The organism is Bacillus sp. Cr_A10, assembly GCF_029222665.1.
Lineage (GTDB): Bacteria > Bacillota > Bacilli > Bacillales_A > Planococcaceae > Psychrobacillus.
On the sequence record NZ_JARHXR010000006.1, the window covers coordinates 161,915 to 184,818 of the forward strand.

Consider the following 22,904-nt stretch of genomic DNA (forward strand, 5'->3'; position numbering starts at 1 on the left):
ATTGCTAATTCCCGAATGCAAAAATTAACTCTGATTCACATACCAATTCACCATCGACCGTAGCAATTCCTTTTCCTTTGCCAATAGGACCTTTTAGGCGAGTAATTTCAACTTCCAATCGTAGCTGATCTCCTGGTTTGACCTGCTTTTTAAAACGGCAATTATCAATGCCTGCTAAAAGCCCTAATCTTCCTTCATTCCCTTCTTTCGTTAGCATTACTACTGCACTTACTTGAGCTAAAGCTTCTACAATTAATACTCCTGGCATGACAGGGTAACTTGGAAAGTGGCCCTTGAAAAATTCTTCATTTGCTGTCACGTTTTTAATGCCCACTGCTCGTTTTCCTTCATCCAATTCCAATATCTTATCCACTAATAGAAAGGGATAGCGGTGTCTTATTATATCCATGATTTTTTGTGTGTCTAACATAAAAAAACCTCCAATCTAATTAAATTTTATCACTTGGTGTTAGTAGTTGATACTATAATTTTCTCCTGCAATTTTGACGAAACGGTAAACTTTTATTGGATTGGGGGAAGAATAGTGAGGTAAGTCATACCAGATATTTTTAAAAGCGATTATACTAGGAGTACGAGTAATTTCGAACTAGGAGTGAGTATCTTGAAAAAAGTAGTTGTGGTTGGTGGAGGAATTACAGGACTTTCTACGATGCATTATTTACAAAGACTTAAGATAGAAAAAGCATTAGATGTAGATTTGGTTTTAGTGGAAGCACATGATTATTTGGGTGGTAAAATTCATTCGGTAAGTGAAGATGGTTTTATAATGGAAACTGGTGCGGATTCAATCGTTGCACGTAACGAAGGGGTCTTACCTCTAGTAGAAGAGCTAAAACTGCAAGAAGAGCTCGTTTATAATGAAACAGGCATTTCCTATATATATACGAACAATGAATTACATGCAATCCCTGCAGATACGGTATTTGGAATTCCAATAAGTGAAGAATCTTTAGAAAGTAGTACGTTGGTTTCAGATGAAGGAAAGGAAGAAGCATTGAAAGATCTTGATTCCCCTAACGAAAACTTTACGAAAGAGAGTTCTGTTGGCTCATTTTTAGAGCATTTCTTAGGGAAAGAATTAGTGGAGAAACAAATTGCTCCCGTGTTGTCCGGAGTGTATTCGGGGAGATTAGATGATCTAACTATTTCTTCCACATTACCTTATTTGATTGACTATAAAAACGAATATGGCAGCATCATTAAAGGATTAGAAGCGCATAAAGAACAGTTCGCAGCAGCTGCAAATAAAAAATTCATCTCGTTTAAAGGTGGCCTTTCTACTTTAATCGATCGCTTGGAGGAAGAATTGAGCGAATGTACGATTTTAAAAGGACTACATACAGAGAAAGTAACGAAGAAAGAAGCGGGCTACGAGGTTTTATTAGAAAATGGAGAAACAATAGAAGCGGATTTTGTTGTTTTGACTACTCCGCATGATGTGACTCAGCGAATTTTGCAAGAACAAGATTTAGATGTGGATTTTAATAAATTGAAGAATTCCTCATTAATTAGTATTTATCTTGGTTTTGATATTCCAGATGAACAGCTACCAGCTGATGGAACTGGGTTTATCGTTTCGGAAAACAGTGACGTGAAATGTAATGCTTGTACTTGGACTAGCCGAAAATGGAAGCATACATCTGCAAACGGTAATTTACTTGTACGAATGTTTTACAAAAGCTCCAATCCAGTTTTTGAAAGCATGAAGCATATGAGTGAAGAAGAGCTAGTGGAAGTAGCTTTACAAGATATTGACAAGAGCCTGAAACTAAACGGCAAGCCTCAAGTTGTGGAAGTAACTAAATGGAACGATTTAATGCCAAACTATCATATGGAACATGGAGAAGCGATAAAATCATTGAATCAGAAATTATCATCTATGCTTCCAAATGTAGTGCTTGCTGGATGCTCGTATTATGGAGTTGGAATTGGCGCTTGCATTAAAAATGGAAAAGAAACAGCTCAATTAATTTCGAAGAGAATTTAATTTTAAGAAGGATGGTAGGACCAAAATTTAATTTTGGTCCTTTTTTTATTGTAGGAATGAAATTGATGGTGTTTTAGATTAATTTACAAATTTTGTATATATGATACGATGCGATTGGGGGTGTTTAAATTAAATGATTGTAAAAACTCGAGCGCATGAATTTAGCTATATTGCTTTGAAGTCATTAGATAGACGTTTACCGAAAATGCACGACATGAAAGAGCTGATTTACTCTAAAATGCACATGGCTAAGGCTGGAATATACGGGGAAGAAAGAATGGATGGGGTTTTTCAGAAGTATTCTTTTCCGTTCCAATACTTGGTGTTGCAAGATGTGAGCTTGGAATCGTACGGCAAGTTTCAAATAGATACGGTATTTTTGACACAATACTTTGCGGTAGTATTAGAGAGTAAGAATATAAGTGGAAGTTTGCGGTTTAAGCAAAATCCTTCCCAGCTTGAGCGAGAGAATGAAGAGGGTAAAGTCGATGTACTTGAGAGTCCAGAAGTACAGATTGAACGGAATATATATTTACTGGAAGATTGGTTAAGATTGCAAGGTGTGAGTATTCCTGTTCATGGTGTCATCGTGTTGACGAATTCAAGGGTGAAGGTGGTAGAGCCATCTATCAATTATCCAACGATACTTTATTCGACGATTCCCGTATTTTTGCGGAATATGACTCGAGAGAAAGTATGCCTGGAAGTGCCAGCAATGCATGAATTGGCAGAGAAAATGGTTGCGTGTCATCAAGTGTACTTTACATTTCCACTGTGCGGTCGATGGAGCATTAATCCAAATGATTTGTTGACCGGGGTCTATTGTGAAAAGTGTGAGACGCATGGGATGACGAAAAAGAAAAACGGCTGGAACTGTTTAAGGTGTGGTCACGTAGATCGCTTGGCGCATGAAAAGGCGATACGTGATTGGTTTATGCTAATCGGGGATAGTATTAATAATCGGCAATGTAGATATTTTCTTAAATTGGATTCTTATCAGGCCGCATCTCGCATATTAAATTCTATGGGGCTATCGAGAGAGGGTCCATCAAAACGTAACACAATTTATAAGTGGAATTGGTCTTAAATTGATGAATCGGATGATAAAGAGTGAAAATCGGATAATTAGTCGAGATAATCGGATAATAACACATGATAATCGGATAATAACCGCCAAATATCGGATAATAAAAACAATCTTAAGATGCAAGAAAATTCAATCTACGCCTTGACGCTTTAGTTGAATAAAGGTACGATAAGTCTAATAAAAAATTGAATATTGAATTCTTATCAAGAGAAGCTGAGGGACTGGCCCTGTGAAGCTTCAGCAACCAGCCGTTTGGTCAGGTGCTAATTCCAGCAGATGCGCTTATGTGTCTGATAGATGAGAAGGGACGAATTTTACATACTCGTAAAGCCTTCTTTTCATGGAAGGCTTTTTTTTATTTTAGAGAGGATGAATGTGAATGGGTTTATTAGAGAAGCTGCAAACGAATGTTTTGACTGCTGACGGAGCGATGGGGACACTGCTTTATTCATATGGAATTGATTATTGTAACGAAGAATTAAACATCCAGAAGCCAGAGATTATTGAGAAAATTCACCAGGACTATATAGTTGCAGGCGCGGATATCATTCAGACGAATACGTATGGTGCAAATGCGATTAAACTGGCGCGGTACGGACTAGAAAATCAAATGAAAGAAATCAATGAAGCGGCGATCCAAATCGCAAAAAGAGCAGCTGCCCCTGGTGGTCAATTTGTGCTTGGTACGATTGGTGGTATACGCGGTATTCGGAAGAGTGATGCGACTATTGATGAAATTATCGCAACGGTTAATCAACAAGCTACCCAACTACTATCAGGAAATCCAGATGGATTATTACTAGAAACGTACTATGATTTTGAAGAGCTTTCCGCAACGGTTACGCATCTAAGAAAGCTGACAGATACACCGATCATTGCACAAGTATCGATGCATGAGCCAGGTATCTTGCAAAACGGTTTATCGCTAAATGATGCATTACATCAACTAGAGGCATTAGGAGCAAGTATTGTAGGAGTCAATTGTCGACTTGGTCCTCATCATACAATTCAAGCGTTCGAAGGGGTGACTCTACCAGAAAAAGCATGTCTGTCTGCTTATCCAAATGCAAGTTTACTTGATGTAGAGGATGGCCGTATTGTTTACGAATCTGAGGCAGATTATTTTGGAAAAGCAGCGTTATACCTTCGCGAAGCAGGAGTTCGTTTAATAGGCGGTTGCTGTGGTACAACACCAAAACATATTGAAGCCGTGAAAAAAAGAATTGGAACTCTACCACCAATTACAAATAAAATCGTAACGCCTAGAAAGCCAATAATCATTCAGGAAGCAGAACCAACCGTCAATCAACCACTACATGAAAAAGCAAAAACCGAAAGAACAATCATCGTGGAACTAGATACGCCACGCCATTTAGACACTACTACTTTTATGGAAGGTGCAGAGAAGCTGAATGCAGCTGGAATTGATGCAGTAACGATGGCAGATAACTCACTTGCATCTCCTCGTATTAGCAATATGGCTATGGGCTCGATGTTAAAATTGCAAAATAATATTCGTCCTCTAGCTCATATTACATGTCGTGACCGCAATTTGATTGGCTTACAATCACATTTAATGGGTCTGGATGCACTTGGAATTCATGATATATTGGCTGTTACAGGTGATCCTACCAAAATAGGAGATTTTCCTGGAGCAACCAGTGTATATGACGTATCAAGTTTAGAGTTACTCCAATTAATAAAACAGCTAAATGAAGGTGTTTCATTCTCAGGAAAATCACTTCGAAAAAAAGCCAACTTCTCTGTGGCAGCTGCCTTTAATCCCAACGTTCGCGTACTGGATCGTGCTGTTAAAAGACTAGAGAAGAAAATAGAGTGTGGAGCTGATTATTTCATTACCCAGCCAGTTTATTCGAAAGAAAAAATGGAGGAAATCTATGAAGCGACGAAACACTTGTCCACTCCTATTTTCCTTGGGATTATGCCACTTACAAATAGTCGTAATTCTGAGTTCCTGCACAATGAAGTACCAGGTATTAAATTATCAGATGAAGTGTTAGAACGCATGCGTGCTTGTGGAGAAGATAAAGAGCGTTCTACTGCGGAAGGTATACAAATTGCAAAAGAGCTTATTGACACTGCAGCGGAGTTATTTAATGGTATTTACATCATTACGCCATTTTTCCGTGTGGATATGTCACTTGAATTGATTCGCCATATTAAAGAGATTGACGGAAAGAAAGCGAGAGAAAACAGTTATGTCCAAACATCTAATTGAACAGGAACTTCAAAAAAGAATTCTTATTATTGATGGCGCAATGGGAACGATGATCCAAAACGCGAATCTAACTCCAAAGGATTTCGGTGGAGAAGAATACGAGGGATGTAATGAGTATTTAAACGTTATCAATCCAACTGTCATTGAACAAATTCATCGGGAATATTTAGAGGCAGGTGCAGATATAATTTGTACCAATACGTTTGGGGGAACACCAGTCGTGTTAAATGAATATGATCTAGGTGACCAAGCGCATGAAATCAACCTTCGTGCAGTGCAGCTTGCGAAGAAGGTTGCAATTGAATTATCTACTCCCGACTGGCCGAGATTTGTGGCTGGTGCAATTGGACCGACAACAAAAACATTGTCTGTAACTGGTGGAATAACCTTCGATGAGTTAACAAATGACTTTTACATACAAGCAAAGGCATTAGTCGAAGGTGGCTCCGATGTTATCCTATTGGAAACAAGTCAGGATATGCTAAACGTGAAGGCCGCAACCATTGGTATACAACAAGCATTTACAGAAACGGGGAAAGAGCTTCCTATCATGATATCTGGAACAATCGAGCCAATGGGAACAACACTTGCGGGTCAAAGTATTGAAGCATTCTACATTTCAATTGAACATATTAAACCACTCTCTGTGGGACTCAACTGTGCAACAGGACCAGAATTTATGACGGATCATATTCGCTCCCTTTCTGAGTTATCAGATGGATATGTAAGCTGTTATCCAAATGCAGGATTACCGGATGAAGAAGGACATTACCATGAATCACCTGAATCGCTTTCGAAGAAGTTAAAAGGCTTTGCAGAAAAAGGATGGTTAAATGTTGTAGGTGGATGTTGCGGAACTACTCCAGCCCATATTCAAGCAGTTCGCGAAGCAGTGAAAGATATTGCACCTCGTAAGCCAGCTGAAACAGGCCATGGTCATGTAGTTTCAGGTATTGAACCGTTATTATATGACGAAACAATGCGTCCACTCTTAATAGGGGAAAGAACAAATGTGATTGGTTCGAGAAAATTTAAACGACTTATAGTAGAAGAAAAGTTTGAAGAAGCTTCCGAAATTGCTCGTGCACAAGTAAAAGGTGGTGCTCACGTCATCGATATTTGTCTTGCTAACCCTGACAGAGATGAATTATCTGACATGACTAATTTCATGAAGGAAGTTGTGAAAAAAGTGAAAGTGCCACTTGTCATTGATTCCACTGATGAAAATGTAATTGAAGAGGCATTGAAATATTCACAAGGTAAAACAATTATTAACTCGATCAATCTAGAGGATGGCGAAGAGCGTTTTGACGCTGTAATGCCACTTGTAAAAAAATATGGAGCAGCTGTAGTAGTTGGAACAATTGATGAAGTGGGAATGGCGGTTACACGTGAACGTAAGTTGGAGATTGCAGAACGTTCCTATGATTTGCTCGTAAATAAATGGGGACTTGCACCAGAAGATATCATTTTTGATCCACTAGTTTTCCCAGTAGGTACAGGAGATCAACAATATATTGGATCAGCTGTGGAAACAATAGAAGGAATTCGTTTAATAAAAGATAAGATGCCTCGCTCACTAACTATTTTAGGAGTAAGTAATGTTTCATTCGGTCTACCACCAGTTGGGCGAGAAGTGCTCAATGCTGTTTATTTGTATCATTGCACACAAGCAGGGCTTGATTATGCAATTGTAAACACAGAAAAACTAGAGCGATATGCATCTATTCCTGAACAGGAAATTGCGATGGCAAATGAACTGTTATTTACAACAACAGATAAAACTTTAGCTGATTTTACTGACTTTTATCGAGACAAAAAGAAAGAAAAGACAGAAGCAGATATCCCGAAAACAGTACCCGAACGTCTTGCTTATTATATTGTGGAAGGTACGAAGGAAGGGCTTATTCCAGATTTGGAAGAGGCGCTTAAAATGTATGAGACCCCTCTAGATGTTATAAATGGGCCATTGATGGAAGGTATGTCCGAAGTGGGGCGCCTTTTTAATGATAATCAATTAATTGTGGCGGAAGTTCTCCAAAGTGCTGGTGTAATGAAGGCTTCGGTTGCTTATTTGGAACAGTTTATGGAAAAGAAAGAAGATGACTCTGGTAAAGGGAAAATTGTTCTTGCGACTGTAAAAGGGGATGTACACGACATTGGAAAAAACTTGGTCGATATCATTTTAAGCAATAACGGATATAAAGTAATCGACGTTGGAATAAAAGTAACCCCTGCCACTTTAATAGAAGTTATTCGAAAAGAAAAGCCAGATATCGTAGGATTATCCGGGCTTCTCGTAAAGTCTGCTCAACAAATGGTTATTACCGCACAAGACTTTAAAGAAGCAGGTATTGAAGTACCTATGCTTGTAGGAGGAGCTGCTCTATCTCGTCGTTTTACAGAAACGAAAATTTCGGCTGAGTACGACGGACCTGTCCTATATGCAAAAGATGCGATGCAAGGATTGGAGCTAGCAAATCGTCTACAAAATGATGAAGATAAATCCGTTTTACTGGAGGAATTAATAACGCAACAAGAAAAACGGAAAGTAGCAGAAGCTGCACGGGCTTCCAAACAAGCTGTAGCTGTGTTAACGAAACCAGTCAAAACAGTACGTGAAGATGTCCAAGTATTTAAACCTAAAGACTTACGTCGACACGTTTTAAAAGATTATTCAGTTTCACACTTATATCCATACGTTAATATGCGAACGCTGATCGGGCATCACTTAGGCTTAAAGGGGTATAGTGATAAATTATTAGAACAAGGCGACGAGCGTGCGGTGGAGTTACATGAACTAGTAACCGAGTTTCTAGGAGCTGGCATTTTAAAACCATCTGGTATGTATCAATTTTTCCCTGCACAATCAGATGGCGATGATGTAGTAATCTATGATCCAACGGATGCCAAAACAGAAATAGAACGATATACGTTTCCTCGTCAATCTGTAGAACCATACCTTTGCTTAGCGGACTACTTGAAATCCGTTGAAAGTGGTGAAATGGATTATGTCGCATTCATGCTCGTTACTGCAGGACATGGTGTTCGGGAAGCGGCTAATAAACTAAAAGAACAAGGGAAGTTTTTAGAAAGTCATGCATTGCAGGCAACTGCACTGGAACTGGCAGAAGGATTTGCGGAACGTATTCACCAGGAAATCCGAGATCAATGGGGCTTCCCAGATGCAACTGATTTTACAATGCGTGACCGGTTCGCAGCAAAATACCAAGGACAACGCTTCTCTTTTGGCTACCCTGCTTGTCCAAATTTAGAAGATCAAGCAAAATTGTTTGGACTTCTTAAACCAGAGGACATCGGTGTGCAATTAACCGAAGAGTTCATGATGGAGCCGGAAGCATCAGTCTCTGCCATCGTATTCGCACATCCAGATGCGAGATATTTTGTAGTCGACTAAAATAAAACACCGCCAAATGATGGCGGTGTCAGACTGCAGAAAAGGAATTTGGCTAATTGTTCTCGTTTCATTAACTTGAGATTCTGTCTAAATTTCTTATTAACTCAGGATTCCTAAGTATATAGAAAATAATCAGGTAGCATTTTATTGTTTTAGAGAAGCGTCCGATCGAGATCGACTCCTGCGGGAAAAGCGAGACAAACCTGCAGGAGCGTAGCAAGTGCGCTGAAAAAGTCTATAGAATTTGAATTTACTTAATAATGTCATCCGATAAATAAGAAAATCGTTGAAACGGCTCCCTTTCCGTGGGCGTTGCCTTAGCCTCCTCGCTGCGCTGCGGGGTCTTCGGCTAACGCTATCCCCGCAGGAGTGTCGCCTTTTTCAACGATTTTCTATAAATACTAATTGAAAAATTTAAGTGATATAAATTTACTCTATTAATAGCATGATGGCTTTCTAATTGAAAAGCGGATAATAGTAGATTGGAGTGGAAGGTGGCGACTCCAGCCGGAATAGCAAATGTTTTCTGCACCGAAAGCGAAGCGGCAGGTGCATGAGCTGAAGACCCTGGACTGAGCGTAGCGAAATTAATTTTTGCGACGAGCTTGCGCAGGAGCAAGGGAAGCGGCTGAAACCATGCCGGCGGAAAGCGTCCGCCTGGAACGGAAATCAACGGGACCCTGACAAAAAGCGAACATGGGAACGAATGCAGTTCCCATACATGCTAAGAGATACCTTGAAAAGTTTTTCAGTGGACTCAGCCTAAGGAAGTAAGGCTATTGGCTCATGTCAAATGGATAGCAATCTAAGTTCGCGACGTCCTACGGCTACGATTGCATGACCCACATCCCATGGATCCAAGTGGCGCGGCGCTCGTCCGCGGAAAGCTTTCGGAAATCTTTGAACAAAAACACTCATTGATTGTTGTGAATCGATCAATCTCCTAATTACTTGCTTTTATTGAACAAGCTCCTTGTCACTTTTTACTCTCTTCAATTGTGCCACGATAATGACGCTTATAATGACAAGTAAAAACCAGGAGCTGATTTTACCGATGTGGACAAGGGACCATGCAGCTTCTTGGTTTGGATATTGCCATGCACCAAAGAATGTGGTGATATTTTCAGCAATCCAAATAAAGAAACCAATTAAAATGAAGGAGAGAATCATCGGCATTTTATAGATTTTATCGTTGATCTGGAAGGTGACGATTGTTCGGAAGAAAATAATAAAGAGTAATCCCTTCAACCACCAACGAATGTCATAGGTGAAGTGATGAGCAAAGAAATTAAGATAAATAAGAATGCTAATACTGACTGCCCAAAAGGACTTTGGCCAATGATAAATATGTAAATCTAAATGACGCCAACTTTGACAAATGTAACTCGCGACGCTCGCATACATGAAACCACTATACAGTGGGACACCAAAAACCTTACTATATGCTTCCTCTGGATAACTCCAAGAACCCATATGGACTTTATATAGTTCCAGGGCTAGACCAATTACATGAAATAAACATATGACTTTGAACTCATCGATTGTTTCTAATTTAGAGACAAGCATGAATACTTGAGCAGCAATACAAATTATTAAAATTAAATCATATCTTGGTAAAAATGGAGTATCTACATATTTCGAAAAGGCCAGAGCTGCAAATATGATTACCGGAAAAATACAAGAAATTGCTTGTAAATAAACAAATCGTAAAAAGTTTTTCATAAGCCAACCTCGGCTTTCTTCAAAAGTTTGTATTGCTTACCATATGGACGAAAAGCATATGCTCAGGTTTCTTGTTCAACCGTATATAGACAAATCGCTTATTCTTACCTAGACACTTTATCCCGACTTGCATAATTTATAGAGATTTTATTAAATCATTAGGAGTGAAGTGGAATGTTTTTGCCATTTGGAGATGGATATCGAGACGGAGGTCGGGACCGAGACCGAGACCGAGATTACCCAAGATACCCAAGATATCCTAGATATCCGCAGTATCCTTATCCAAGATATCCAAGATATCCGTATTATCCATACTATCCTTATTATCCGTACTTTCCATATTATCCTTATTATCCGGGATATGGCTATCCAGGATATCAAGGAAGATACGGTTATTGAGAAATTTTTTCGTGAATCTGATTTCCAGTTAAGAGGGGGGAAATTCCCCTTTCTTTTTAATAGCTTAATAAGAATGGACAACCTAGAAAATAATATAAAAGCAGGTATTTTAGGAAGGACGTCGAAGGTTTATAGGAATTAATTATTAGGAGGAATTTTTATTTTTAATGATACCAATAATTATCGTAATGATTGGTTTGTATTGTATTACATTAGCACTTTGGGAAATCAGAGTAGGTGCTGATCGAAAAAAATATATAACTTATATGTTCACAGGTTTAGTATTAATTTTTATGGTTCCTAAATTGTTAGTGGGGGAAATTTAACATAATGACATTAGACAATTTTGAAGAATATGATAATCCTATTTTGTATGATCTTGAAAATAACGCCTATTCAGATGATGTGAAATTCTTAACGAAATGGGCTGCTAAAACAGAAGGCATAATTATAGATTTGGCTTGTGGAACGGGTAGAGCAACTATTCCATTGGCCAAGGAAGGATATAAACTAATTGGAGTAGACCTACATAGTGGTATGTTAAACGAGGCAAAAAAGAAAGCATCGGATCTATATTTACAAGTTGATTGGATCGAACAAGATTGTTCCGAATTAGAATTGAATGTAAAAAGTAATTTGATATTCTCTGTTGGAAACTCTTTTCAACATTTCCTTACAAATCATGATCAAGATGGATTGTTGACCTCTATAAATAAGCATCTAAAAACCAAAGGAATCTTCATTTTTGGAACAAGATTTCCAAATGCAGAGGAATTGTTACAACCAAACACAGAAGAATATTGGAAAACTTATACGGATAAGGAAACTCACCATAAAGTAGATGTATACACGATTAGTAGATATGAGTCTTTAAACCAAGTGCAACATTACACAACGATAAGAAAATATAAAGATCAAATTGGAGAAATAGTGAAAGAGGTAAAAACAAATATTAGTTTAAGGTATGTGTTTCCAAAGGAAATGGAGCGATTATTATTTTCAAATGGATTCGAAATTCTTCATGTGTACAAGGATTGGAATGAAACACCTTTGACAGATGATAGCGAACAAATGATTTATGTTTGCCAAAAAATAAAATAGTATAATGGAGGTTAATATGGGTTATATCGAGGAATTACGTAAGACAGTTGGAAATCAACCCCTCATATTAGTTGGAGTTGCAGTTGCAGTGATTAATGAACAAGGGGAATTCTTATTGCAAAAAAGACAAGATGGATTATGGGGTGTTCCAGGAGGTTTTATCGAACTAGGGGAATCAACTGAGGAAGCTGGAAGAAGAGAAGTTTTGGAAGAAACGGGATTAGAAGTAGGTAAACTTGATTTAGTAGGTGTTTTCTCTGGAAAACAGTATTTTGTTCAATTATCAAATGGGGATGAATTCTATCCAGTGACAATTGCTTATATGACAAACGAATTAAAGGGTGGGAGTTTAAAGGCAGACGGTGAAGAAACTGTGAAAGTTCAGTTTTTTAAAGTAACGGAACTACCGGAAGGGCTCAATCCGCTCATTAAAAATCTTATAAAGCAACATTCTTTATCTCTTTAAAATACAGAAAGGAATGGAGATTTAATGTCAGAAAATATACAAGAACTTACTTACAAAGAGCAGTGGTTAGAAGCCTTTCAAGTTATGAAACAGTTAAGAACAGAGTTGACAGAGGATACCTATCTAGAGTTACTTCAAGAAATGAAAAAAGACGGTTATACATTGTATGCTCTATATGAGAATAATAAGATTGTATCCTTAGCTGGTTTTAGTTGGAGAACAAACTTTTATAATAAACGCCACATTTTCATTTATGATCTCGTAACAGATTACGAGCATCGTTCATTCGGGTACGGAGAGAAATTATTAAATTATATACATAACTGGGCTAAGGAAAACGGAGCAGAATATGTTGCATTAGAATCAGGCATTCAACGAAATAATGCTCATCGTTTTTATGAGGAAAAATTAGACTATGAAAAATGGTGTTATTCATTTAGAAAATCTTTGTAACGAAAGGAAGTAGTAACGATCGAAGCAAAAACTAAAATTTTGGACATGAATAAGGATAGTTGGGAGAAATCTGCGGAACGATTTTTCGGAAGAACAGCTCTTCCCGAATATGGGCCTTTTTCGATAAACGAGGAACAGCACGGACTATTTGGAGACATTTCAAATCAAAAGGTATTGGATATTGGGTGTGGTAGTGGTCATTCATTACAGTATATGGGTAACCGAGGAGCTAAGGAACTATGGGGATTAGATCTTTCTACAAAGCAAATAGAAACAGCAAATAAATTATTAAGTAATCAACAGGTTAAAGTAACATTATTCGAGTCTCCTATGGAGAAAAATCCAGGACTTCCTTGTGATTACTTCGATATTGCATACTCTATTTATGCATTAGGTTGGACAGTTGATTTACAGCAGACATTGAAAAATATTCATCACTACTTAAAGCCGGGTGGATTATTTATCTTTAGTTGGGAGCACCCTTTACATGATCGTTTGTCCTATGAACAGTCGTCGTTTAACTTCAATAAATCTTACATTGTAGAAGGTCCAGAATACAATGAAGCATGGCATAACGAGGTAATTATACATCATCGTAAATTAAGTACATATATAAATACACTCATTGAATGTGGTTTCACCATCGATAAGGTAATAGATGATGTTATATTCCCTGATAACAATATTTCTGATAATCCCTCCAAATGGTACTCAACGCAAAAAGCACAATTAGTGCCTGCAACGTTTATAATAAAAGCATACAAAAAGTAATTAAAGGTCTTGAGTTTATTGAAGATTGGGACTGAGGAAGGTGATAGATATGAATAGTGTTTGGTCTAGGTATAAACATTGGTTATTTTATAGCCTTGTAGTGATTGGTTTGATTATTAGTTTTACAAAATTTACATATTCAGTACAAGCTATTATAGCAACGGTTTTTGGCATAGTTGGAATTTTAGGAGTTACATATCTTACCTTTCAAATTGAAACTCAAAAACGAAAAGAAAATAAAAAATAGTAATTGTTAAAGGTTGAGTGAGAATGAAGTTTTATATTGCATCCAGTTTTCAAAATATTGAATCTGTTAAATATGTAAGTGAAGTTCTAAAAAACAAAGGTTATATTCATACATATGATTGGACTAAAAATGAAAGAGCTTTATCTATAGAAAAACTTCAAGCAATAGGACAAGAGGAGAAAAATGGTGTCATGAATGCCGACATTCTTGTGGTCTTATTACCTGCAGGAAAAGGGAGTCACATAGAATTTGGAATAGCGCTGGGACAGGGTAAAAAGGTTTTTCTATACTCACCAAACGATGATGTTAGAGACTTAGAAACAACGAGCACATTTTATCATTTGCCGGACGTAGAAATAGTGATTGGAACTATAGACGAATTAATTGATGTTATCTTTTCGAGTAACGTCTAGTTAATCTACTAGATATAGTCATATTCTTTAGTGGTGTGACATCTTTTATCTAACTACTAGCAGTAACTGTTGGTTAATAACGAAAGGGGATTGTTGTATGGATAGTAAAATGAGATACGAGCTACTATTTAACAATATTAACCAATATAACACCGGGGATACGGGTATCACAAGAATTGCTTATACGAATGAAGAGCAAACTTGTACACACGCATTTATGCGTATGTGTATGGCGGAGCAGTTAGATATTAGAATGGATCCATGTGGAAATGTTATTGCAAGAAGGCAAGGTAAAATAGACGGACTTCCACCTGTCGTCATGGGTTCTCATTTGGATACTGTGTATCAAGGTGGAAAATATGATGGGGTAGTTGGAGTCACAGCTGCACTTGAAGTAATTAGACGGTTAAATGAAAAAGAAATTATTACCGATCATCCAATTGAGATAATTTCTTTTGCTTGTGAAGAATCTGCTCGTTTTGGTGTTTCGACAGTAGGCAGTAAAGCAATCGCTGGCCAATTTGATAAAGATAGATATCGAAATATAAAGGACAAAGATGGCATTACGATGGAAAAGGCATTTGCACTATGTGCGCTAGATTTTAATGCAGTTGATCAAGCAAGCAGGAAAAACGAACAGTTTAAAGCATTTTTTGAGTTGCATATTGAGCAAGGACCAGTGCTAATAAATACTGGTAAGAAAATTGGTATTGTTACAGGGATAGCAGCACCTGTGCGACTTCATGTGAAAATAAAGGGAACTGCTTCGCATTCAGGAACTACACCTATGAGTATGAGAAAAGATGCCCTTCTTGGGGCATCTGAAATTTCGTTAGCCCTTGAAAAAGCCGCAAAAAGCGAAGAGACATATGGTACTGTTGCAACGATCGGAGTAATGAATGTTCATAACGGCGCTATGAATGTAGTGCCCGGGGATGTGGAAATTAAAATTGACATACGGTCTACTTCCGTAGATTCAAGACAGAGAGTGCTTACTCATTTAGAGGAGACGATTAAAACAGTAAAACAAAATAGACAGTTGGATATTGAAAGTATGGAGATTAGTTCAGAAGACCCTGTGCTTCTATCAGAAGAAATAAATGATGTCCTGCGTAATATTTGTGAAGAGAAGAATTTCTCCAACCAAATAATGCAAAGTGGTGCTGGGCATGATGCAATGAACATGGCGAAGTTATGTCCGACAGGCCTAATCTTTATCCCATCTTTAGATGGACTTAGTCATCATCCAAATGAGTACACACCCATAGATGATATTATGATCGGCATCGATTTGTTGGAAGAAGTGATTCTTCATTATTCCAAAAGTGAAAAATAAATGCCAAAGGAAATTAGATTTTCCTTGGCATTTTTTTATTCCATTAGTCGCATCTTACTCCAGTTTTATTGAATAATTATGATAGATAATTTATCCTATAGTATGAATTGGTTCGATAGGGGGGGTTCTATGAATTCGGAAAACCATAAAACCGGGGATAGAAGAATTAGAAGAACGAAAAGTATCTTTAAGACGCATTTTATCCGTTTAGTGAGAGAAAAAGGGTATAAAAATGTAACAGTAACAGATATAGTGGAACGTGCAGATTATAATAGAAGTACATTTTACTTGTATTTTAAAGATAAAGAGGATTTGGCTGAAGAATTAGTAACAGAAATATTAGATGAATTAAATAAAGCATTTCGACGTCCCTTTGAAGATACAATGATTGTGGATTATAAACTTATTTTGCCTACATCGAATGCTTTTTTTCAACATATATATGAGCAAAAATATTTCTATGGTCTTTTAAAAATGGAGGATACAATCCCAGGGCTTCAAGAGAAATTTTTAAACAAATTTAAAGAAATATTTCATGCAATTACCTATATAAACAATGAAAACAAAGAAATAAAATTGGATCATTTTAATACGTATAAGATGTACGGATCTTATGGCGTTATATTAGAATGGATTGAGGGTGGTTGCGTAAAATCACCAGAAGAAATAGCGGATAATCTTTTAGAAATATTTAAGACAAAAGAAGTTTTGTTTAAGTTTAAATAAATATATAAAAAGTACAAGGTGCATGTATCTAAGGAGGGATTATGCATTTTTTTATTGAACTAATAAATATGTGTTTTCTGATGAAGCTTTTAATACGTGCTGAGGAGGGGGATAAATGGATAATTTCATACTGAGTACTGAAAGATTAGTATTGAGGAAAATGAATAGAGATGATATGGAGAGTCTATTGAAAATATTCGCAGACCATGAAGCAATGAAATATTATCCATCCACGAAAAACGAAAAGCAGACGATTGATTGGATTGAATGGACAATAAATAATTATGCAAAGCACGGAGTAGGAATCTGGGTAGTAGAGGATAGAGTATCTGGGGAGTTTCTTGGACAATGTGGAATTGTTCCTCAAGAAATAGATGGAATAGTTGAAATGGAGATTGGTTATCTGTTTGTTAGACGTTTCTGGGGAACTGGATATGCCACCGAAGCTGCATTAGCTTGCAAAAATTATGGATTCGAACAAATGGGATTACGGAAGATGGTTTCATTAATTGATGTAAATAATCTTCCATCAATTAAAGTTGCTGAACGAATCGGTATGAAAGTAGAAAAGACTGTTCATAAATGGGATAAAGATGTATTTGTTTACTCTGTATCCTATCATCAAGAAGATTAAGCTCGTTCCCTTTGTTATTTTCTAAAATACAAAACCAGCTATTCATAAAAATAGCTGGTTTTAGTATAATCATTTTTTCTCTATATGAGTTTCTTTCGCTTCTAGCTTGTTATCATCTTTTTCTTCATCATTTATAATATCTCGAGTAGAAGTTTTAAATTCTTTTAATGTTTGTCCAACAGCTCTACCTAATTGAGGTAACTTTGACGGACCAAAGATGACAAGAGCTATAATCAAAACGAGTATTAAACCCGGTATCCCTATATTTGGCATGGAATTTCCTCCTTCTATAAATGGAATCCCTTTTAATATAACACACTTAGCAAGAAAAATAAGAAAGAGAGTCTCTACAACCATTATGGTAACGGATGCAACTTCTATCTGCAACAAAATCTATCCAGAAAAACGTTGACTAATTCTGATAGAGAATTGTATTTATTTTGCAGTATTTAATTGACCTCCACCGTTTTTCAAGAACTGAATAATTCCTTCTGAAGCACGATAAGTAAGCGCTGCTACTGTTGGTGTTGGGTTTGTAGGTCCAAAGTGAGGAAAAGCGGAAGCTCCACAAACGAACAAGTTATCTACATCCCACATTTGTAAGTAGTTATTGACTGCAGAGTTTTCAGGACTGTCACCCATAATGACACCTCCAGCATCATGTTGGAAAGTAAATCGTCCTCCGAAGTGCTCGGCCATTGGAATTGTATCGATAATGTCAGCACCCATTTCTTTCACTACTTCAGCGCATTTTTCGACTAAAAATTCATTTCTTTTATGATCGTGCTCTGTGTAATCGAAAGTTACACGTATTAATGGATCCCCATTGTCATCTTTGTAGGTTGGATCCAAATCGAGATAATGATTTTTATGAGGCAAGATTGCTCTTTGAGAAACGACCATTAAATTTCGGTAATAATAGTGTAAGGAATTTTTTTTGAACTCTTTCCCCCACATTGGCGTACCCATTGGAACTGGATTATTTGCAATAGGTTCGTTGCCCATTAAGTGCATTTCAATTTGTCCGCCATGGATGAAGTCTACATTGTTATGGTCAAAATTGTCTGCATTGAAGTCGTTGTATGCAGATCCAAGTGACCCAGTACCGATGTAACTATTGAATTTCTTCTCTTCAAAATAACCAATTGCCCCAGTAATTGTATGGTGATCGGTATAGTTTTTACCGATTATACCCTCACCTGTTTTTGGGTTATAAGGTTTTCCGATGCCAGACAACAATAATAATCGTACATTATTAAAAATATAGCTTGTTAAAACAACAACATCAGCTGGTTGTTCAAATTCTTCACCAGTTCGAGTGTCTTTGTATAAAACCCCAATTGCTTTTTTTCCGTCATATAAAACACGTGTTACTAAAGCATTTGTTCTAAGCTCAAAGTTACCAGTTTTTTTCGCAGTTGGAATCACTGTTACGATTGGGTCAGCCTTTGCTCCATATTCACAGCCGTAGTTACCGCAGAATGCACAGTATTGACATGCATTTAATGTTTCCCCATCTGGATTTGTATATGCTTCTGAAACGTTAGCTGTTGGTACAACAAATGGATGGTAGCCAAGCTTTTCTGCTGCTTCATGGAACATTTTCATTTGAGTTAATTTTTTTAATGGTGGTGTAGGGTAATCGATTGAACGTGGTCCCGCAAGTGGATCTACTTCGCCAGAAATACCAGCCATCTGTTCGAACTTTGAATAATATGGTTCAATTTCGTCATATGTAAGTCCCCAGTCTTGGATTGTTACCCCATCAGGAATTTTGCTTTCTCCATATTTCTCTATAGTTTTACTACGTATTTCAAAGTCGTACGGGAAATAACGATACGTTTGTCCACCCCAGTGTGCACCACCACCGCCAGTACCAGTACCAACTACAAATGCATTTTCGTCACGAACTGGCTTAGCAACTTCATCTAATTTATTTCGAAAAGTAATCGTATCTTTCGTTAATTTTTGCATTAATTCTTTATGAATATTATATTTTAGTTCATCGTGTCCATGTAAATAATCTTCGATTGTTCTTTCTACACCACGTTCTAAACCGACTACTTTGTAGCCAGCTTTTGTTAGTTCAGCAGCAATGATACCACCTGTCCAACCCATACCTGTTGTAACTACGTCAACTTTAGGTAATTTTGTAACCATCACAATAGCCTCCTAGTAATAACTAATTATTAATGTTGCTTATGTCCACCTAAACTAATAGGATCTATTAAAACAAATTCATCTTTATCCAAATAAGCTGTATAAGACATTTGTGCACCAGGAAATTCTTTCATTTTCCAACCAGCCATGTTTTTATTACCTCCATATAGAGGATCTGCAAAACAACCTTGTAACGTAAGAGTTCTAAGTAAACCGAAGAACGCAGCTGAATTGACTAGCTCCATTTCTACTTTTCCTGCTTCAAAGGATGTTAAAATAGCAATTTGTTGTTCTTCTGTTAAATCTTTAAAAACTGTACCGTCATGCTCTTTTTCTGCAACTTCATTTAGTTTTCGTACGCCTTGTAACATAATCTCACTCTTATCTAGAGCGATTTCCCCTTTTTGAAAAGGACCTTTTCTATAATCGTCTGCATTACTTCCCCAAGGACTAGCTAATTGTTTATCGATAAAGAAAGGTGCACCTAGTGAAATGGCACCTGGACCATGTTCATCTTCGGGGTAAATAATTTCGGTAGCAGCACTAAGTGCCTCAAAATCCTTTTGACGTACGAAAAACTGACGAGTTTCACTATAATCGACAGTTGCATGACTAGCTCCATCAACTGCTTTCGTTATATTCTCGGGTTTTCCTGCAACGAGGCTTCCAATAGCCCCCCCTAGTACAAGACCACCGACTGTTAATCCAGAATTCTTTATGAATTTTCGTCTGGAAGAACGCTTATCTAAAATAGAACTTTTCTTTTCTTGTTCTGACATAATTTAACCCTCCTAATATAAATTGAGCTTATTAGTGTATAATTGCGTGCCAATTATAAACTAATGAAAATAAAACAGTACACACTAGTAAAGATGCAAGAAAGTATGTATATTTTTTCCCTTTCCAACAAAGGACAATGATGAATAGCCCAATCCCGAATCCTATTAATGCAAACCAAGGAAACTCGGTATGATAGAAATAAAGAAAAAGGGCAAAATCAGCTACTAAAAATAAAGCGAAGAACACTTGATTTAGTAGGGATAATTCTTCTCTGTTATATTGAGTCACATTACTTCTCCTTTACATATAAATCGAAACAATGAAAGTTTAACAATATTGTGACAAAGCAACAATCATTAAAGTGATACATAATGACTACTCAATCGACATTATCGTTAGGACTGTTGTATAGAAAGTGAATTTAAAATATTCAAATAGATAATAGGAATTACATATGAAATAAATATAATTTTTAGTCGTGAGACCTAAAAGGGTGTGATACTATTGTTTCGTGTTAGGACATGTTAAAAGATATACGTCTCGAGACGTATTTTCTTTCCTTCTCAAGCCCGTTTGGAAAAAATTGCGAATGATGGATGATTAGAATAGAAGATTCGGGGGCAAAATGTTTCCTGTGAACGGGGTGAGGGAAATGAAGAAGAACATTTACATTATGTTAAGTAATACGGGTACTTTGTTTTCAAAGGCTATAGGTGTATATACAAGAAAAGAAATGAATCATACATCTATTGCTTTTGATGAAGAGCTATATGAAATGTATAGTTTTGGTAGGAAAAATAAAAACAATCCTTTTAACGGAGGATTTGTTAAAGAGGAAGCTACAAATGGACTATTTAAGCATGCGACATGTGCGATTTATAAATGCCAGGTGACCACCCAAGAATTTAATCGAATGCAAAATAAAATCCGTCAAATGGAACGACAAAAAGAGCTTTATAAATATAATTTAATTGGATTATTTGGTGTGGCGATGCAACTAAAATTGGAACGAGAGCATGCCTTTTTCTGCTCACAATTTGTTGCAACTATTTTGAGTGAGTGTGAATCTACAAAGTTACATGTTCCTCCTTGCTTAGTTCAACCTCATCATTTTGAACAACTTTCCAGCTTAGAACTTATATATAAAGGAAAACTACAAACGTATGTATCTAGCAAAAGAGGGATGGAAGAGTCACTACAAGTTAATGCATGGGATAAGTATGCGTTTTTCATGCAACATTAATCTTTAATGGGAATATTTACTTCAAAATCGGGAAAGTATATAGAAGTATGAAAATCTATATAACTTTAAGGAGGATGAAGTGTGGAAAAAGATCAATCTAACTTGGAAACGAATATTGAGGAAGAGGATACGCTAACGAATAGACAAGGGCATCCAATTACCAACAACCAAAACATTAGAACAGTAGGTAATAGAGGCCCAGCAACCCTTGAAAATTATGATTTCATTGAAAAGATTAGTCATTTTGATAGAGAGCGTATTCCAGAGCGTGTCGTACATGCTCGGGGAGCTGGAGCCCATGGCTACTTTGAGGCTTACGGTAAAGTTGGTGAGGAAGAAATTTCAACATATACTCGTGCTAAGTTATTTCAAGAAAAAGGGAAACAAACGCCCGTTTTCGTTCGATTTTCATCCGTGATTCATGGCGGGCATTCTCCAGAAACATTACGAGATCCTCGTGGATTTGCTGTAAAATTCTACACAGAAGATGGTAACTGGGATTTGGTTGGAAACAATTTAAAGATTTTCTTTATTCGCGATGCGATGAAGTTTCCTGATATGATTCACGCCTTTAAGCCAGACCCAGTTACAAATATCCAAGATTCAGAGCGCTTCTTTGATTTTTGTGCCAGTTCACCGGAATCATTTCATATGGTAACGTTTGTTTATTCTCCATGGGGAATTCCTGCAAATTATCGTATGATGCAAGGCTCGGGGGTAAATACTTACAAATGGGTGAATAAGGAAGGTAAAGCAGTCCTTATTAAATACCATTGGGAGCCAAAGCAAGGAATTCGGAATTTGACTCAAAAAGAAGCTGAAGAGATTCAAGCAAAAAACTTTAATCACGCGACACAGGATTTATATGATGCGATTGAAAAAGGGGATTTTCCTGAGTGGGAGCTTCTCGTGCAAATAATGAGTGATGATGACCATCCTGAATTGGACTTTGATCCGCTGGATGATACAAAGCTTTGGCCAGAGGATCAATTTCCTTGGAAGGCTGTAGGGAAAATGGTCTTGAATAGAAATCCAGAAGACTATTTTAATGAAGTCGAGCAAGCGGCTTTTGGAACAGGTGTATTAGTAGATGGACTCGATTTTTCTGATGATAAAATGCTTCAAGGAAGAACTTTTTCTTATTCCGATACACAAAGACATCGTGTAGGAGCGAATTATTTACAATTACCAATCAATGCACCAAAAAAACGTGTAGCAACCAATCAAAGTGGAGGTCAAATGTCTTACAAACGGGACATGGGTACATTCCAAAATCCTCATATCAATTATGAGCCATCTATTTTAGATGGATTGCAAGAAGCAGAGCAAATTGGTGAAGAACATACACCGATGATTAATGGAAATTTAGTACGTCAATCGATAGATCGTCAAAGCAACACGAAGCAAGCAGGAGAAACTTACCGTAGATTCGAGGAATGGGAAAGAGCAGAACTTATTTCCAATCTCGTGAATGATCTTGCTAGCTGTGATAAAAGAATACAAGAAAGAATGATTGCTCTTGCAGAAGAAGCCGATAAAGATTATGGTCATCATCTAAGAGAAGGTTTAAAGAAAGCACCAAAAGGTGGGTCAACCAACAAACCACTTGGCAATATTGATGGGGATGAAGCACCAGAACAGGCAATTCAGAAGAGTAACGAAGCAGAGCCATATTAATTAAGACAGCCTCCCTTTCTAAGA

General features: G+C 37.1%; 23 protein-coding genes and 1 riboswitch. Of the genes, 17 read left to right on the plus strand and 6 right to left on the minus strand.

Going from position 1 to position 22,904, the window contains the following annotated elements; translation table 11 throughout:
* Positions 1–4: 4 nt before the first annotated feature.
* Positions 5–430 (minus strand): 3-hydroxyacyl-ACP dehydratase FabZ, encoded by a 426-nt coding sequence (gene fabZ, locus P2Q73_RS03955; RefSeq protein WP_275784139.1) that lies wholly within the window; start codon positions 428–430, stop codon positions 5–7.
* A 192-nt stretch (positions 431–622) separates the two neighbouring features.
* On the opposite strand from fabZ, the gene P2Q73_RS03960 reads away from it, so the two are divergent.
* From P2Q73_RS03960 to metH, 4 genes are all read left to right on the plus strand, one after another.
* Complete coding sequence (locus P2Q73_RS03960; protein WP_275784141.1) at positions 623–2,008, plus strand: protoporphyrinogen oxidase; 1,386 nt, start codon at positions 623–625, stop codon at positions 2,006–2,008.
* Positions 2,009–2,141: 133 nt separating this feature from the next.
* Positions 2,142–3,095, plus strand: a complete 954-nt coding sequence (locus P2Q73_RS03965) for a nuclease-related domain-containing protein (protein WP_275784144.1) — start codon at positions 2,142–2,144, stop codon at positions 3,093–3,095.
* Between the two features lie 197 nt (positions 3,096–3,292).
* A riboswitch (SAM riboswitch) is annotated at positions 3,293–3,399 on the plus strand.
* A 75-nt stretch (positions 3,400–3,474) separates the two neighbouring features.
* Entirely contained in the window at positions 3,475–5,334 is a 1,860-nt protein-coding gene (locus P2Q73_RS03970) for a bifunctional homocysteine S-methyltransferase/methylenetetrahydrofolate reductase (protein ID WP_275784146.1), read from the plus strand.
* Positions 5,315–8,752, plus strand: a complete 3,438-nt coding sequence (gene metH, locus P2Q73_RS03975) for a methionine synthase (RefSeq protein ID WP_275784149.1) — start codon at positions 5,315–5,317, stop codon at positions 8,750–8,752. The genes P2Q73_RS03970 and metH overlap by 20 nt, the downstream gene beginning before the upstream one ends.
* Before the next feature lie 957 nt (positions 8,753–9,709).
* On the opposite strand, the gene P2Q73_RS03980 is transcribed toward metH, so the two are convergent.
* Entirely contained in the window at positions 9,710–10,474 is a 765-nt protein-coding gene (locus P2Q73_RS03980) for a DUF817 domain-containing protein (protein WP_056830610.1), read from the minus strand.
* A gap of 174 nt (positions 10,475–10,648) precedes the next feature.
* On the opposite strand from P2Q73_RS03980, the gene P2Q73_RS03985 reads away from it, so the two are divergent.
* The 11 genes from P2Q73_RS03985 (at position 10,649) to P2Q73_RS04035 (ending at position 17,020) form a co-directional block, all read left to right on the plus strand.
* A complete protein-coding gene (locus P2Q73_RS03985) occupies positions 10,649–10,873 on the plus strand; it encodes a hypothetical protein (RefSeq protein ID WP_216598638.1) in 225 nt (74 codons plus the stop codon).
* Between the two features lie 167 nt (positions 10,874–11,040).
* On the plus strand, positions 11,041–11,199 hold the full coding sequence (locus tag P2Q73_RS03990; RefSeq protein ID WP_275784153.1) for a hypothetical protein: 159 nt from the start codon (positions 11,041–11,043) through the stop codon (positions 11,197–11,199).
* A 4-nt stretch (positions 11,200–11,203) separates the two neighbouring features.
* A complete protein-coding gene (locus P2Q73_RS03995) occupies positions 11,204–11,974 on the plus strand; it encodes a class I SAM-dependent methyltransferase (RefSeq protein ID WP_275784155.1) in 771 nt (256 codons plus the stop codon).
* Positions 11,975–11,990: 16 nt separating this feature from the next.
* Entirely contained in the window at positions 11,991–12,440 is a 450-nt protein-coding gene (locus P2Q73_RS04000) for an NUDIX hydrolase (protein WP_275784157.1), read from the plus strand.
* Positions 12,441–12,464: 24 nt separating this feature from the next.
* A complete protein-coding gene (locus P2Q73_RS04005; RefSeq protein ID WP_275784159.1) occupies positions 12,465–12,893 on the plus strand; it encodes a GNAT family N-acetyltransferase in 429 nt (142 codons plus the stop codon).
* 45 nt (positions 12,894–12,938) lie between these two features.
* On the plus strand, positions 12,939–13,664 hold the full coding sequence (locus P2Q73_RS04010; protein ID WP_056830685.1) for a class I SAM-dependent methyltransferase: 726 nt from the start codon (positions 12,939–12,941) through the stop codon (positions 13,662–13,664).
* Between the two features lie 49 nt (positions 13,665–13,713).
* Positions 13,714–13,911, plus strand: a complete 198-nt coding sequence (locus P2Q73_RS04015) for a hypothetical protein (RefSeq protein WP_275784162.1) — start codon at positions 13,714–13,716, stop codon at positions 13,909–13,911.
* 23 nt (positions 13,912–13,934) lie between these two features.
* A complete protein-coding gene (locus tag P2Q73_RS04020; RefSeq protein ID WP_275784165.1) occupies positions 13,935–14,324 on the plus strand; it encodes a nucleoside 2-deoxyribosyltransferase in 390 nt (129 codons plus the stop codon).
* A gap of 97 nt (positions 14,325–14,421) precedes the next feature.
* Positions 14,422–15,660, plus strand: a complete 1,239-nt coding sequence (locus P2Q73_RS04025) for a M20 family metallo-hydrolase (RefSeq protein WP_275784169.1) — start codon at positions 14,422–14,424, stop codon at positions 15,658–15,660.
* Positions 15,661–15,789: 129 nt separating this feature from the next.
* Positions 15,790–16,386 (plus strand): TetR/AcrR family transcriptional regulator, encoded by a 597-nt coding sequence (locus tag P2Q73_RS04030; protein ID WP_056830625.1) that lies wholly within the window; start codon positions 15,790–15,792, stop codon positions 16,384–16,386.
* Between the two features lie 115 nt (positions 16,387–16,501).
* Positions 16,502–17,020, plus strand: coding sequence for a GNAT family N-acetyltransferase (locus tag P2Q73_RS04035; RefSeq protein WP_275784172.1), 519 nt, complete (start codon positions 16,502–16,504; stop codon positions 17,018–17,020).
* A 69-nt stretch (positions 17,021–17,089) separates the two neighbouring features.
* Here P2Q73_RS04035 and P2Q73_RS04040 read toward each other — a convergent pair whose 3' ends face one another.
* From P2Q73_RS04040 to P2Q73_RS04055, 4 genes are all read right to left on the minus strand, one after another.
* Positions 17,090–17,293, minus strand: a complete 204-nt coding sequence (locus tag P2Q73_RS04040) for a twin-arginine translocase TatA/TatE family subunit (protein ID WP_275784175.1) — start codon at positions 17,291–17,293, stop codon at positions 17,090–17,092.
* Between the two features lie 162 nt (positions 17,294–17,455).
* Positions 17,456–19,180: a GMC family oxidoreductase gene (locus P2Q73_RS04045; RefSeq protein ID WP_275784178.1), complete on the minus strand. Its 1,725-nt coding sequence runs from the start codon at positions 19,178–19,180 to the stop codon at positions 17,456–17,458.
* 29 nt (positions 19,181–19,209) lie between these two features.
* Positions 19,210–19,959 carry a gluconate 2-dehydrogenase subunit 3 family protein gene (locus P2Q73_RS04050; protein ID WP_275784180.1) on the minus strand — a complete coding sequence of 250 codons (750 nt, stop codon included), beginning with the start codon at positions 19,957–19,959 and terminating at the stop codon, positions 19,210–19,212.
* Positions 19,960–19,990: 31 nt separating this feature from the next.
* Positions 19,991–20,248 (minus strand): hypothetical protein, encoded by a 258-nt coding sequence (locus P2Q73_RS04055; protein WP_275784183.1) that lies wholly within the window; start codon positions 20,246–20,248, stop codon positions 19,991–19,993.
* Between the two features lie 364 nt (positions 20,249–20,612).
* Here P2Q73_RS04055 and P2Q73_RS04060 point away from each other — a divergent pair, with 364 nt between their 5' ends.
* Together P2Q73_RS04060 and P2Q73_RS04065 are read left to right on the plus strand one after the other, a co-directional pair.
* Complete coding sequence (locus P2Q73_RS04060; RefSeq protein ID WP_275784185.1) at positions 20,613–21,203, plus strand: hypothetical protein; 591 nt, start codon at positions 20,613–20,615, stop codon at positions 21,201–21,203.
* A gap of 81 nt (positions 21,204–21,284) precedes the next feature.
* Positions 21,285–22,880, plus strand: coding sequence for a catalase (locus tag P2Q73_RS04065; protein ID WP_275784188.1), 1,596 nt, complete (start codon positions 21,285–21,287; stop codon positions 22,878–22,880).
* Positions 22,881–22,904: the final 24 nt, after the last annotated feature.

What these genes read in the sequence shown, in the direction of transcription:
- fabZ (WP_275784139.1), bottom strand. Translation starts at nt 430, where the DNA reads ATGTTAGACACACAAAAAATCATGGATATAATAAGACACCGCTATCCC.
- P2Q73_RS03965 (WP_275784144.1), top strand. Translation starts at nt 2,142, where the DNA reads ATGATTGTAAAAACTCGAGCGCATGAATTTAGCTATATTGCTTTGAAG.
- P2Q73_RS03970 (WP_275784146.1), top strand. Translation starts at nt 3,475, where the DNA reads ATGGGTTTATTAGAGAAGCTGCAAACGAATGTTTTGACTGCTGACGGA.
- metH (WP_275784149.1), top strand. Translation starts at nt 5,315, where the DNA reads ATGTCCAAACATCTAATTGAACAGGAACTTCAAAAAAGAATTCTTATT.
- P2Q73_RS03980 (WP_056830610.1), bottom strand. Translation starts at nt 10,474, where the DNA reads ATGAAAAACTTTTTACGATTTGTTTATTTACAAGCAATTTCTTGTATT.
- P2Q73_RS03985 (WP_216598638.1), top strand. Translation starts at nt 10,649, where the DNA reads ATGTTTTTGCCATTTGGAGATGGATATCGAGACGGAGGTCGGGACCGA.
- P2Q73_RS03990 (WP_275784153.1), top strand. Translation starts at nt 11,041, where the DNA reads ATGATACCAATAATTATCGTAATGATTGGTTTGTATTGTATTACATTA.
- P2Q73_RS03995 (WP_275784155.1), top strand. Translation starts at nt 11,204, where the DNA reads ATGACATTAGACAATTTTGAAGAATATGATAATCCTATTTTGTATGAT.
- P2Q73_RS04000 (WP_275784157.1), top strand. Translation starts at nt 11,991, where the DNA reads ATGGGTTATATCGAGGAATTACGTAAGACAGTTGGAAATCAACCCCTC.
- P2Q73_RS04005 (WP_275784159.1), top strand. Translation starts at nt 12,465, where the DNA reads ATGTCAGAAAATATACAAGAACTTACTTACAAAGAGCAGTGGTTAGAA.
- P2Q73_RS04010 (WP_056830685.1), top strand. Translation starts at nt 12,939, where the DNA reads ATGAATAAGGATAGTTGGGAGAAATCTGCGGAACGATTTTTCGGAAGA.
- P2Q73_RS04015 (WP_275784162.1), top strand. Translation starts at nt 13,714, where the DNA reads ATGAATAGTGTTTGGTCTAGGTATAAACATTGGTTATTTTATAGCCTT.
- P2Q73_RS04020 (WP_275784165.1), top strand. Translation starts at nt 13,935, where the DNA reads ATGAAGTTTTATATTGCATCCAGTTTTCAAAATATTGAATCTGTTAAA.
- P2Q73_RS04025 (WP_275784169.1), top strand. Translation starts at nt 14,422, where the DNA reads ATGGATAGTAAAATGAGATACGAGCTACTATTTAACAATATTAACCAA.
- P2Q73_RS04030 (WP_056830625.1), top strand. Translation starts at nt 15,790, where the DNA reads ATGAATTCGGAAAACCATAAAACCGGGGATAGAAGAATTAGAAGAACG.
- P2Q73_RS04035 (WP_275784172.1), top strand. Translation starts at nt 16,502, where the DNA reads ATGGATAATTTCATACTGAGTACTGAAAGATTAGTATTGAGGAAAATG.
- P2Q73_RS04040 (WP_275784175.1), bottom strand. Translation starts at nt 17,293, where the DNA reads ATGCCAAATATAGGGATACCGGGTTTAATACTCGTTTTGATTATAGCT.
- P2Q73_RS04045 (WP_275784178.1), bottom strand. Translation starts at nt 19,180, where the DNA reads ATGGTTACAAAATTACCTAAAGTTGACGTAGTTACAACAGGTATGGGT.
- P2Q73_RS04050 (WP_275784180.1), bottom strand. Translation starts at nt 19,959, where the DNA reads ATGTCAGAACAAGAAAAGAAAAGTTCTATTTTAGATAAGCGTTCTTCC.
- P2Q73_RS04060 (WP_275784185.1), top strand. Translation starts at nt 20,613, where the DNA reads ATGAAGAAGAACATTTACATTATGTTAAGTAATACGGGTACTTTGTTT.